This is a genomic window from Mycobacterium sp. 1164985.4 (assembly GCF_001668575.1).
Taxonomy (GTDB): domain Bacteria; phylum Actinomycetota; class Actinomycetes; order Mycobacteriales; family Mycobacteriaceae; genus Mycobacterium.
Map to the genome: position 1 here is coordinate 26043 of NZ_LZMD01000086.1, position 11528 is coordinate 37570.

General features: G+C 64.6%; 13 protein-coding genes. 7 read left to right on the top strand and 6 right to left on the bottom strand.

Annotated elements, in window-relative coordinates; translation table 11 throughout:
- Positions 1–129 precede the first annotated feature (129 nt).
- Positions 130–1020, top strand: coding sequence for a universal stress protein (locus A5650_RS20060; RefSeq protein ID WP_067295593.1), 891 nt, complete (start codon positions 130–132; stop codon positions 1018–1020).
- 7 nt (positions 1021–1027) lie between these two features.
- Here the strand turns inward: A5650_RS20060 and dosR are convergent, their stop codons facing one another.
- Entirely contained in the window at positions 1028–1678 is a 651-nt protein-coding gene (gene dosR, locus A5650_RS20065; protein WP_067089427.1) for a hypoxia response regulator transcription factor DosR/DevR, read from the bottom strand.
- A gap of 60 nt (positions 1679–1738) precedes the next feature.
- Positions 1739–2752, bottom strand: coding sequence for an Acg family FMN-binding oxidoreductase (locus A5650_RS20070; protein ID WP_067295595.1), 1014 nt, complete (start codon positions 2750–2752; stop codon positions 1739–1741).
- 107 nt (positions 2753–2859) lie between these two features.
- Between A5650_RS20070 and A5650_RS20075 the strand changes: the two genes are divergently transcribed.
- Genes A5650_RS20075 through A5650_RS20095 form a run of 5 tightly spaced genes read left to right on the top strand, consistent with a single transcriptional unit; the run spans position 2860 to position 8551 of the window.
- Positions 2860–4362: a bifunctional aminoglycoside phosphotransferase/ATP-binding protein gene (locus A5650_RS20075; RefSeq protein WP_067295598.1), complete on the top strand. Its 1503-nt coding sequence runs from the start codon at positions 2860–2862 to the stop codon at positions 4360–4362.
- Between the two features lie 48 nt (positions 4363–4410).
- The gene (locus tag A5650_RS20080) at positions 4411–5769 is read left to right on the top strand and encodes a WS/DGAT/MGAT family O-acyltransferase (RefSeq protein ID WP_067295724.1); all 1359 of its coding nucleotides are present in this window, start codon (positions 4411–4413) and stop codon (positions 5767–5769) included.
- A gap of 24 nt (positions 5770–5793) precedes the next feature.
- Positions 5794–6807 (top strand): alpha/beta hydrolase, encoded by a 1014-nt coding sequence (locus tag A5650_RS20085; RefSeq protein WP_067295601.1) that lies wholly within the window; start codon positions 5794–5796, stop codon positions 6805–6807.
- Positions 6808–6809: 2 nt separating this feature from the next.
- The gene (locus tag A5650_RS20090; protein ID WP_067295604.1) at positions 6810–7613 is read left to right on the top strand and encodes a sigma 54 modulation/S30EA ribosomal C-terminal domain-containing protein; all 804 of its coding nucleotides are present in this window, start codon (positions 6810–6812) and stop codon (positions 7611–7613) included.
- A 47-nt stretch (positions 7614–7660) separates the two neighbouring features.
- Positions 7661–8551, top strand: a complete 891-nt coding sequence (locus tag A5650_RS20095) for a universal stress protein (RefSeq protein WP_067295607.1) — start codon at positions 7661–7663, stop codon at positions 8549–8551.
- Here the strand turns inward: A5650_RS20095 and A5650_RS20100 are convergent.
- Genes A5650_RS20100 through A5650_RS26945 form a run of 3 tightly spaced genes read right to left on the bottom strand, consistent with a single transcriptional unit; the run spans position 8480 to position 10508 of the window.
- Positions 8480–9451, bottom strand: coding sequence for a universal stress protein (locus A5650_RS20100; protein WP_067295611.1), 972 nt, complete (start codon positions 9449–9451; stop codon positions 8480–8482). The two genes, A5650_RS20095 and A5650_RS20100, sit on opposite strands and share 72 nt — an antisense overlap.
- The gene (locus A5650_RS20105; protein WP_067295614.1) at positions 9448–10326 is read right to left on the bottom strand and encodes a universal stress protein; all 879 of its coding nucleotides are present in this window, start codon (positions 10324–10326) and stop codon (positions 9448–9450) included. Before A5650_RS20105 ends, A5650_RS20100 begins: the two co-directional genes overlap by 4 nt.
- Positions 10327–10340: 14 nt before the next feature.
- Complete coding sequence (locus A5650_RS26945; RefSeq protein WP_156744208.1) at positions 10341–10508, bottom strand: hypothetical protein; 168 nt, start codon at positions 10506–10508, stop codon at positions 10341–10343.
- 197 nt (positions 10509–10705) lie between these two features.
- On the opposite strand from A5650_RS26945, the gene A5650_RS20110 reads away from it, so the two are divergent.
- Complete coding sequence (locus A5650_RS20110) at positions 10706–11215, top strand: Rv1733c family protein (protein WP_156744210.1); 510 nt, start codon at positions 10706–10708, stop codon at positions 11213–11215.
- Positions 11216–11277: 62 nt separating this feature from the next.
- On the opposite strand, the gene A5650_RS20115 is transcribed toward A5650_RS20110, so the two are convergent.
- Positions 11278–11526: an acyl carrier protein gene (locus tag A5650_RS20115; protein ID WP_067295728.1), complete on the bottom strand. Its 249-nt coding sequence runs from the start codon at positions 11524–11526 to the stop codon at positions 11278–11280.
- Positions 11527–11528 lie beyond the last annotated feature (2 nt).

Genomic DNA, 11528 nt, shown 5'->3' on the forward strand with positions numbered 1-11528 from the left:
GTAGTGGCAGGGCTCGGTCCAGGGACTTTCGACCATTTCACCGGTGACGAACGCCTCCGGAGCAAGCACCGTCTACGGCGATACGTTCATGGAAGTGGATTGACGTCAAGCGGTGAGAGGGAGCGCGAAATGGCCACAACGACATCCGATCACGGCATTCTGGTCGCGGTTGACGGTTCGCCCGCCGCGAGGGTTGCCACCGACTGGGCCGCGCGGGAGGCCGCGTTACACCGGGTGCCGCTGAAGGTCGTGCATGTCGTCGAATCACCTGCCGTGCGGATGTGGCCGGAGGTGGCCATGCCACCCCAAGTCACCGAGAGTCTCAAGCGAAGGGGTCACGAATACCTCTCGGCAGCGGTGGAAACCGCTCAACGGGCCACCCCCGACGAGGACCTGTCGATCACCACCGAGTTGGTGACTGCCGCCGTCCTGCCCACACTCATCGACCTGTCGAAAGAGGGCCGCATGATCGTGGTCGGCTGCCGTGGTCTTGGCGCCTTCGGACGCCGTCTTCTCGGCTCGGTCAGCTGGGGTCTCCTGCACCACGCCAAGTGCCCTGTCGCAGTCATCCATGACGAGGATCCACTGATGTCCGAACCGGTTTCGAAGGCGCCGGTGGTCGTCGGGATCGACGGTTCGCCGGCCTCGGAAGCCGCCACGGCGATCGCTTTCGACGAGGCATCCCGCCGCGGAGTGGATCTCGTCGCTGTCCACGCATGGAGCGACATGAGCTTCTACGAGCTGCCCGGGTGCGAGGTCGACGCCCTACGCCGGGAAGCCGAGGAAACGCTCGGCGAGCGCCTCGCCGGATGGCAGGAGCAGTATCCCGATGTTCAGATCAGACGCGTCCTGGTGATGGATCGGCCCGCACACCAGCTGCTCGAGCAATCGGATCGCGCGCAGCTGACGGTCCTGGGCAGCCATGGGCGCGGTGGCTTCGCCGGAATGCTGCTCGGATCCGTCAGCTCGACGGTCGCCGAGTCGGCGCGTATGCCGGTCCTGGTGGTACGACCGTCGTGACAGGCCCTCACATCTCGGGGTCGCGGTGAGACCTTTCCAATTTGGAGATGTAGACCGCAGCCTGCGTGCGTCGTTCCATCCCGAGCTTGGCCAACAGGCGTGAAACGTAGTTCTTGACCGTCTTCTCGGCGAGGAACATCCTGGCGGCGATCTGTTTGTTGGTCAGGCCTTCCCCGAGCAGATCCAGCAGCACCCGCTCCTGGTCGCTGAGTTTCGCCAAGGGGTCGGAATGTTCAGCTGCACCACGCAATTTGGCCATCAAGGCAGCCGCGGCGCGGTTGTCCAGCAGTGACCGCCCCGCGCCGACATCCTTGATCGCCTGGGCGAGCTCCATCCCCTTGATGTCTTTGACCACATAGCCGCTGGCGCCGGCCAGAATCGCGTCCAGCATCGCCTCGTCGGAGGTGAAGGACGTCAACATCAGGCATCGCAGATCCGGCATGCGGGACAGAAGGTCCCGACACAGTTCGATGCCGTTGCCGTCCGGAAGTCGCACGTCGAGGACCGCGACATCGGGTTGCAGGGCGGGAATGCGCGCCATTGCCTGCGACACGGAGCCCGCCTCGCCGATCACATCCAAATCCGGGTCGGCGCTGAGGAGGTCGATGAGACCGCGCCGCACCACTTCGTGGTCGTCGACCAGAAAGACCTTCACCATCGGTGTCTCACTCCTGAGTTTGAGCCACGGTGTCTCACAATACGGTCTGCGGTGTGCAGATCAAGGCTGAACAGCACCCTTCGCCGGCGGCTGGTGCACTTCGAGCACTTCGGCGATAGGGCGCCGCGGAGTCGCCGCGGGCCGGGCCTCGAGCTCCGGCGCCGTGCCGATGCGGATCAGCACTTGCGGCGTCGTCTCGGCACCGATCAGCGAGGCCACGATGTCGCGGCTCGCCCTCAGTTCGGTGATATGGGTCAGCGTGCACGTGGCCAGGCCGTCCATGGTGGCATCGAGCAGCACCGCCGACAGCATCTCCCCACATCGGAGCACGCTTTCGCGCTCGTTGTCGTAGGTGGACAGCACGACGATCTTCGCTCTGTCCTGGCCGTAGTTGGGGCGCCTGTCTCGTTCGTCGTGAGAAACGGGGAAACTACGTCCGACGCCCACGTGATCGCTCTCCGCCGCCGTGGGGAGAGAACTCGGGTCGATGCCCTCGCTGACCGGGAAAGGAGCTGTCCACCACTGCAACTCCTCGTGGTAGTAGGGGTCGTAGAAGCGCAGGGACTCGGTCAGTCTGGAGGCCTGAACCAGTTCGGCGCGCAGCTCGTCGGCGATCACGTCCAGTCTGACGGCATCCGAGGTGACGGTCCTGCGCAGTTGCGCTTCGACGGTGTCCCACTCCGGCGGGGCTGCGAAAGGAAGCCGGTCGGTGCGCCGCATCAGTATCGCGTCGGCGCGACGACGGTGTCCTTCGGTGACGAATTCCATCGGGGTGAAGTCGACATTCGCCAGGTGCACCGGGCTGTTCGGATTCGGATAGCGCTCGATGTCGGCGTGCCAGCCGGCTGCCGCCATCGCCACCGTGAGGTGGTCGAGTACCGCGCCACAGCTCATCAGGGCTTCCCGCCCGGAACGGTCGGTCGAATACAGGACACGCGTCTTGTCGAGGTACAGCTCCAGCGAGGAACCGTCGGTCGTCCAGCGCCACGGCTGGCTGTTGTGCAACGACGGGGCCCGACACGCCAGGCCTACGGCGTTGGTGATGACGTCGGTGCCGACAAGGGTGTCTCGCATCACTCGATCGTGGGCTCGAAGCACCGCCGGAAACCAGGGCCAATGGTCCCATTCATCGGGGCTTCTGACCCTGTTGGACGGTGCCGGCCAAAGCAGACGATCAAGTCATGAGCGCATCGGTGGTGAAGGCGGACCGCGGCGCCATCGCGCTCCGCAATGCCGGCAATCTGCACGCACAGGCCCATGAGACGCACACCGGTGTCGTGGTGCTGCTCGGCGACAGGGCATACAAGGTGAAAAAGCCCATTCGCACCGATTTCCTGGATTTCCGTACGCCCGAGAACCGGGCGGCGGCCTGCGAACGCGAGGTGGCGCTGAATCGCAGGCTTTCTCCCGAAAGCTATCTCGGTGTCGGCCACTTCGCCGGTCCGGACGGCGGATCAGACGAGCCCGTGGTCGTGATGCGACGTTACGCCGACCCGCTGCGTCTGGCATCGATGATCCGTGACGGCCGGCCGGTGTACGACCAACTGGACGCCATCGCCCGAAGGGTCGCCGAGTTCCACCGGAACGCGATGAGAAGCGAGGTCATCGACGCATGCGGGCGACCCGGCGCCATCGCGGCGCGCTGGCGACAGAACCTCGACCAGCTCGCGCACTACACCGGACGCGGGGTGCTCGGGGAGCGCGTCCGGGAAATCCGGCGGCTCGCTGAACGATTCATGGCAGGCCGTGCGGAGCTGTTCGATCGACGGATAGCCGACCGTCGTGTGGTTGACGGGCACGGAGACCTGCTGGCCGACGACATTTTTTGTCCCGGTGACCATCTCGCCATACTCGACTGTCTAGAGTTCGACGACAGTCTCCGTTTCGTCGACGTGATCGACGATGCGGCGTTCCTCGCGATGGATCTGGAATTCCTCGGCCGCCGGGACCTCGCCGAGCTGTTCCTCGACTCATATCGCAGGCACTCCGGTGACAGTGCGCCGAGCGCCCTGGCGCACTTCTACATCGCCTATCGTGCGGTGGTCCGGGCGAAGGTCGATTGCGTGCGCGTCGGCCAAGGCCATGACGAGGCGCGCGCCGACGCGCGGCGACACCTCGATATCGCTTCGGCGCATCTTCGATTATCGACCGTGCGGCTGATCATCGTCGGCGGCGGTCCGGGCACGGGTAAGAGCACGCTTTCGCGGGGTCTGGCAGAACAACTCGACGCCGAGGTTATCTCCACCGACGACATCAGGAAGCAGATGCAGGGCGCCGGCACGATCACCGGTCTGGTGGGCGAGGTGGACACCGGTCTCTACGCGCCGCGAAATGTCAGCGCTGTTTACCAGGAGGTGCTGCGGCGAGCCGCCGCCACGCTTTCTGCGGGCAGGTCGGTGATCCTCGATGGGACCTGGCGTGATGCCGAGCAGCGCGAGCGAGCACGCCGCATCGCCGATCGCGCGTGTGTGCCGTTGGTGATACTCACGTGCTCGGCTCCGCTGGACGAGGCCGCGCTGAGGATCGAAACTCGAACCGATACAACCTCTGATGCAACCCCCGACATCGCAGCCGCCATTGCGGAAGAACATGGCCTCGACTACGGCGGTCATCTGATCGACACCACGCGTCCATTGGCCGAATCAGTTGCCGAAGCGCAGCAGATATGTTGCACCGCAATCTGATCAGCGATGGCAACCACCCCGATCGCACCGGCGCATAAGGAGGCAACCGTGCAACGCTTGACGACCCTTGACGCGGGGTTCTTGGAGGCAGAGGATTCCGATCGGCACATCAGCCTGGCGGTCGGCGGACTGTCGATCCTCGAAGGACCGATGCCGCAGTCCGACACGATTGCTGCCGGCCTTGCCGCGAGACTGACTGAGCTGCCGCGGTTTCGGGAGGTGTTGCACACGCATCTGTTGGATTTTGCGCCGCCGGAATGGGTCGAGGTCGAAGATCTCGACATCACCCACCACCTTCATCGGGCGGCGCTCCCGCAGCCGGGAGACGATGATGCGCTGCACAGGTTCGTCGCCGACGTCATGGAGCGGCGTCTCGACCGGGATCGGCCGTTGTGGGAGTGCTGGATCGTCGAAGGCCTCGCCGACGGCAGGTGGGCGATCCTGTTGAAGATCCACCACTGCATCGCCGACGGCATCGCCACGATGCACATGTTCTCCTCGCTCGCCGACGGGGGAGAAGGCGAGACGTTCGCCACGGAGATCCGCGCCGCGAAAGCAGACCCGCACCAACCGGTCACATCGCCGAAATCAGTTCTGAACCCGTTGACCTGGCCGGGCGGACTGATCCGGATGGCCGCGAACGCGACCAATGCCGCGGCGCTGGTCGTCGAGGGCGCTGCCGAGCTCGTCGGTGGAATAGTCAGCCCTGCCGCCGAGTCGTCATTGAATGGTCCCGTCACGGCGATGCGCCGCTACAGCGGTGCGCGCGTCAGCCTCGCCGACGTCACCAAAGTGACGGAAGCCTACGGCGTCACGGTCAACGACGTCGCACTGGCCGCTTTGACCGACAGCTACCGCGCCGCACTCGTTCGACGGGGCGAGAAGCCGACACGCACCTCGCTGCGCACGCTGGTTCCGGTGTCGGTTCGGGCGAACGATGCGGTCGGTATCACGGACAACCGGGTCTCGGTCATGCTGCCGTTTTTGCCCGTGGAGAAAGAGGACCCGGTCGAGCAACTGCTGGCGGTGCACCGTCGGCTGACGAAGGTGAAGGCGAGTGGTCAGCGCGAGGCGGGCAGTATCGTGATGTCGGCGATAAACGCTGTGCCGTTCCCGTTGACCGCCTGGTTCATCCGAACGGCGACCCGCCTGCCCCAGCGCGGCGTCGTCGCACTGGCGACCAACGTCCCCGGACCGCGGAAGCGGATGACGATCCTGGGTCGGGAAGTCCTCCACGTGCTGCCGATTCCGCCGATCGCCCTTCAACTGCGAACGGGCGTCGCGATTCTGAGTTACGCAGACGAGCTGGTTTTCGGTGTCACGGCTGACTACGACGCCACGCCCGATGTGGACGAGATCGCACGCGGCGTGACGGTCGCGATCGCCAAGCTCGTGGAGCGGTGTTGACACGCCGGTGATAGGGGAGCACTCGTGACATGCGATGAGAGCGGGGACAAGCCGTACACGATTCAACGGGTGTCGTTCGGCTCAGGCGGAACAGTAATCGCCGGCCGGTTGTACCTGCCGAGAGCGGTTCTCGAGCCGCTTCCGGCTGTCGTTCTGGCGCACGGCTTCTCGGCGACGATGGATTGGATCGTGCCGGCATTCGCCGAAACGTTCGCCGAGGGTGGTCTGGCCGGGCTCATATTCGACTATCGCCATCTGGGCCTCAGTGGAGGAGAGCCGCGGCAACTCATCGACTCACGCCGGCAACGCGAGGACCTGCGCAACGCGTTGGCGTTCATGCGATCACGGCCGGAGGTCGACGACACCCGCGTCGCACTGTGGGGCACATCGCTCGGCGGAGCCCACGTCATCGAGGTCGCGGCGACAGATCCCTCCATTGCCGCCGTGGTCGCCAATGTTCCTGCCATCGACATGTTTCGAGGCCTCCGGGGTCGTCATGTTCCGGGACACTTGCGGGTCGGCGTGGTACGCGTCTGCAAAGCAACGGCGAGCTTGATGTGGGCTGCATCGGTCGACACGGTGAGAGGCGCGCTCCGATTGGAACCGTCTTACATTCCGGTGTACGGCCGCTTGGGCCGCGCAGTGTTCTGGGATCCCTCGCTTGCCCCGCTCTTCACCGACCTCGAATCACATTCGCTCTCATGGCGTAACGAGATCACTCCGAGATTCCTCTTCAAGGCTCCGCGCTATCGTCGAGAGACCTTGCGACGGCTCACCGCACCGCTGCTTGTCACCGTCGCCCGAGATGACGAGGTGATCTCGACGCGCTTCATCGAGAAGGCGGTCGCGGACGCACCCCGGTACGAGGTACACCAATATCCCGTCCGCCATTTCGATATGTACCACGGGGCGATCCGAGAGCGACTCGCGGCGGACCACCTCCGATTCCTGCAGTGCCATCTGACGGAATTGAACTCGGCCCGCCAGCATGGTGACCTTCGACCCTCGAATGTGGGTGGTGCCTCGGCTTCAATGTAATCATGACCAGCAGAGCCGAAATCGACACGACCAGCGATGTCACGGTGTCGGCACCCGGAGAATTTCCAGGTGCGGCCGACTATGCCCGGCAAAAGATCGGCGACTTGGCGCGGCGCACGGGTGAACCCGTGCTGCATGCGCGCGTCAGACTCACCAAATCCCGGAATCCGGCGGTGTCGCGTCCGGTCGTCGCGCAAGCCAACCTCGACGTCAATGGCCGAGCCATCCGTGCGCAGGTGGAAGGCCAAACCGCCGAAGAGGCGATCGATCTGCTCGTCGCGCGGGTGCGGCGCCGGCTCGAACGGGTTGTCGAGCATTGGGAGGCGCGGCGCGGCAGGCAACCGAGCACCGCCCCGCACGAGTGGCGCCATGAGTCCGAGCCGACCCATCGGCCTGCTCATTTTGAGCGACCGGTCGATGAGCGCCAAGTGGTTCGGCGCAAATCGTTCACCGCATCGGTCTGCACGCTCGATGAAGCCGCTTGGGACATGGAGATGTTCGACTACGACTTTCACCTGTTCGTCGAGGAAGGAACGGGATCGGCCAGCGTGTTGTACCGGGATGGCACGAACGGATTCCGCCTCGCCCAGGTCGTCGCCCCGTCGGTGGATCAGCTCGCGCCCTTCACGGTCCCCGTGGCTGTGAGTGCCCAACCCGCTCCGTGCATCACCGTCGAGCAGGCAATCGAACGAATGGAACTGCGCGGCTTACCTTTTCTGTTTTTCATCGATGCCGCACAGGGCCGCGCCGTCGTGCTCTATCACCGGTACGACGGACACTACGGACTCATCGGCCTCGCCGAGTGAGTGACCCGTCGATCACCGCCGAACGGTGATTGCGAGGAAGGTTTCCGATGGCCGAGGACACAAAGCGCCGCGGTATCGTGGTCGGCGCCGACGGCTCTGCTCCGGCGAAGGCCGCCATCAAATGGGCCGCCCGTGAGGCGACCATGCGTAGGATTCCGCTCAGTGTCGTACATGCCAACCCAGTGTCGACGGTCGCTGCGGCCATGGTGGCGTGGCCTGCCGGCGAGATTCCCCAGCAAGTCCTCGAGCAACAGGAGGACGATGCGCGAGCAATACTCGCAGACGCCGTTGCATTGACCCGCGAAAGAGCCGGTGGCGGAACAGGACTGACCGTAACCGACGAAGTGTTCTTCGGTTGGCCCGTCCCGACGCTGATCGACGTCTCCAAGGAGGCGCAGATGGTGGTCGTCGGGTGCCGCGGCCGGACCGGGCTGCGCCGCGCACTGTTGGGATCCGTGAGCTCCGGACTGATACATCACGCTCGCTGTCCAGTCGCGATCATCCACGAAGAGGATGCCCCGTCGACTCGCCTGCCCGTGTTGGTCGGGATCGACGGGTCGCGAGCGTCTGAAGCCGCGACCGCCATAGCCTTCGACGAAGCTTCCTTGCGCGGCGTTGATCTCGTCGCACTCCATGTCTGGAGCGACGCCGATATGCCGGCGTTCAGCATGGATTGGACCGACGTTTTGGTGGCGGCACGCAGGACGCTATCGGAGCGCCTCGCAGGTTGGCAGGAACGTTACCCGGACGTTGAGGTCACCACGCTGGTGGAGTTCGAGGGCCCGGCGCGCCAGCTGTTGAAACTCTCGGAGCGCGCCCAGCTGGTCGTCGTCGGAAGTCACGGCCGCGGCGGCTTTGCGGGGATGCTACTCGGATCGGTGAGCACCGTGGTCGCTGCGGCGGCTCGCGTTCCGGTCATCGTGGCTCGTGGCTGTTGAGTCCCCGGACCCTCCATGACAAACCATCACCGGAATGGGACTGTGGTGTAGCATATTCAAGCTGGTTGATCCCAGCAGTGTTCCCGCGAGTGCATTGCGACGACGTGCGCCGACCACGATCAGCTGGGAGTCTTCGGCGTGACGCAACAGGACATCGGACGTCGCTTCGGGCTCCAAGAAATAGGTGACCTCGACGTCCGGATAGCGCTTCGTCCACGGCTCGAGCACGCTGAGCAGACCTTGCCACTGCAGCGCCTCAAAGCCATCCCAATCCACTAGATACGGATTGATCAGCCCAGGCGCGAACCGTGGCTTGGACCACGCATGAACAGCGCGAAGGCCGACTCCGAGCCGGCTTGCGAAGTCGAACGCCGCATCGAACGCCGCCGCGCTGGTGGCGGGGTCGTCGACACCGAGCACGATCGGTCGACTAGTGAGCGTGTTGAGGCCCCCTCGCCAGGCGATGACCGGGCACGCCGAATGCGCAGCGACGGCGAGCGTCGTGGAGCCGACCAGCATCGCCGCCGTGGGCGAAATCGCTTCAGAGCCCACCACAATGGCCTGAGCCGTTCGGCTGCGGTCCGCCAACAGCTCGGCAGCTGGCACGTTGGAACGAAGAGCGAATACATCGAGGTCCGGAAAGGCCGCTCGCACGTTCTGCTCTGCGGACTCCAGCACCGCGCCGGCAACCTCACGTTGCTGCGCAAGCGCTGCCGCGCGGATGGCGGCCGCAGCATCGGTCAGAAGAGTACCCGCCGTGCTCAGGCCGGAGACCAGTTCCAACGGGGCCTTGAACCTCGTCGCTAGGTCTGCAGTCCACATTGCCGCAGCCATCGCCGATTCCGAACCGTCAACTCCGACGACAAAGGGCAGCGTGTCGTCCGAACCGGGCTTACTCATCGGGATCGAACGACGATCACGGGTGCCGCGGCTGCGTGCGCCACCTTGGCGGCCACGGAGCCGAGTAACAGGCCTGCGAATCCGCCGCGCCCGTGACTGCCGAGGACCACGAGTTGCGCCTGTTGCGATGCATCGATGAGCCAACGTGCGGGCTGGTCGCAGACGATGCGGCGGTGAATGTGCACATCCGGGTACTGCTCCTGCCACCCGGCCAAGCGTTCGGCCAGAATCTCGTGACCTTGGTCTTCGTACCGGTGCCAGTCCATTCCGAGCGCCGGAAAGACTCCGACATCGCTCCAGGCGTGCAGGGCCACGAGACCGACACCGCGCCGAGAAGCCTCATCGAAAGCCAGCGCCGTAGCGGCTTCAGACGCCGGCGATCCGTCGATACCCAACAGAACTGGCAGGCTCCGGTCGGCCAGCCTGCCGTGCTCAGCATTGACCACCACCACCGGGCCGTGACCGTGGTGCAGCAGGCCGCTGCTGACAGAGCCGACGACCGCCCGCCCGATCGCTGAAAGGCCCCGGGTGCCCACGACGGTCATGAGCGCGTCGCGCGAGGCCTCAGCGAGGGCCCACGGTGGACTCGTATTGACCACGCGGGCTTCGATCTTCGGTGTGGAGGACTCGCCGGTAACGCTTTTGACCGTCTTCTGCGCTCTTTCGAGCGCATCTTGTGCGGTGGCCTGTTGAGCCTCGATATAACTCGCGTCGAGGAGCCCCCCGGGCCAGGTCGTGATCAGAGGTGCAATGGCGTGCACCAGGGTGATCGGTTGTTCGCGCATGACCGACTCCTGCGTGGCCCAGAGGATTGCGGCATCCGATTCCGCCGATCCGTCGACGCCGACGACGATCCCGTTCTTCTTCTCGGTCATACCCTGTCTGTTCCTCACATCTTCGAAAAGCGCGCGCTGATATAAGTCGTCGCGATCGCCATCACCGCAACGATGGCTGCGATGAGGACCAAAGCCGTCGGCCACTCCATGGCGAATCTCCTCTGCTCCCGACGAAGGTTCACCTGACGGTAGGCCCGATGCACTCCGGTCACGAGGGTCATTGGTCCTCAGCGACCATGCCACTGGTCCTCCCGCGAATGGCGTTTCGTAAGACATTCGACTCTGGGCGCGTTGGTCTGAAGCAGGGAACATTGTGCGAGGAGTTTTGTCCGGTAGCAAGAGGACCCCGATGAGTCAGGACACGTTGAGCCGCCTCGGAAGCAGCCGGTTCCGAAGCCTCGGGCGCGGTGGAGGCCTGGTGCGTCGAAGCGACCGGTGGGAGGCCATCGTGATGCTGCTCCTGGTAGTGATTGCAGCGGTATTCGTATCGATCGCTGGGGCGGTCGGTACCGCGGTGTACGACGGTCGCAGCAGGGCGTACGCCGATGAAGCGCGGACCCGGCACTTGGTGTCCGCGATCAGCGTCGCGACCACCGGTGCCAATATCGAGCGACCACGGTCGGTGGTCGATGTAGCTGTCGAATGGTCCTTCCAAGGCGAGACGCACTCTGACGTCGTTGAATTGGGCAGACCGGCCGAAATCGGCGAGCACCTGAAAATCTGGGTGGACGACAGCGGCCGCCGTGCGGGCGCTCCACGGCCTATGTGGTTGGCAGTCGTCCATGCCGTGGTCGTTGCGGTCGCGTCATGGCTTGGTGTCGCCGCCGTTCTCGCCGGAGTCGCGTTCTTGAGCCGCGTCGCGCTCGATCATCGGCGCGCCAGGGACTGGGACCGCGAATTGTGGCTCTTGGTCGGGGGATCCGGCTAGGCCCGGCTGGCGCAATCTCCGAGCTGAGATCTCTCATAATTTTCGATGGGTCATGTGTCAATTCAGGCCGTGCGCATCTCAACGTATCGGGCGACATCGTCGAGTGTGCGAAGGCCCTGGTAATCCTTCTCCGGGATGTCGACGTCGAATCGCTTGTGGACGCGCTGCAGGAAGTTCAGCCAGTCCATGCTGTCGAGGTCGACCTGATCTCGCAGCAGCACCGTCGCCTCGATCTCCTCTGGGTCGACCTCCGGCGCGATGGCAGTCAGCTCGGAAAGCACTGCGGCCTGGATGTCTTCGATGGTTGACATGA

Coding starts and splice junctions, on each gene's coding strand:
- dosR (WP_067089427.1), bottom strand. CDS start 1,678: ATGGTGAAGGTCTTTCTGGTCGACGACCACGAAGTGGTGCGGCGCGGT.
- A5650_RS20095 (WP_067295607.1), top strand. CDS start 7,661: ATGGCCGAGGACACAAAGCGCCGCGGTATCGTGGTCGGCGCCGACGGC.
- A5650_RS20115 (WP_067295728.1), bottom strand. CDS start 11,526: ATGTCAACCATCGAAGACATCCAGGCCGCAGTGCTTTCCGAGCTGACT.
- A5650_RS20075 (WP_067295598.1), top strand. CDS start 2,860: ATGAGCGCATCGGTGGTGAAGGCGGACCGCGGCGCCATCGCGCTCCGC.
- A5650_RS20090 (WP_067295604.1), top strand. CDS start 6,810: ATGACCAGCAGAGCCGAAATCGACACGACCAGCGATGTCACGGTGTCG.
- A5650_RS20100 (WP_067295611.1), bottom strand. CDS start 9,451: ATGAGTAAGCCCGGTTCGGACGACACGCTGCCCTTTGTCGTCGGAGTT.
- A5650_RS26945 (WP_156744208.1), bottom strand. CDS start 10,508: ATGACCCTCGTGACCGGAGTGCATCGGGCCTACCGTCAGGTGAACCTT.
- A5650_RS20105 (WP_067295614.1), bottom strand. CDS start 10,326: ATGACCGAGAAGAAGAACGGGATCGTCGTCGGCGTCGACGGATCGGCG.
- A5650_RS20060 (WP_067295593.1), top strand. CDS start 130: ATGGCCACAACGACATCCGATCACGGCATTCTGGTCGCGGTTGACGGT.
- A5650_RS20070 (WP_067295595.1), bottom strand. CDS start 2,752: ATGCGAGACACCCTTGTCGGCACCGACGTCATCACCAACGCCGTAGGC.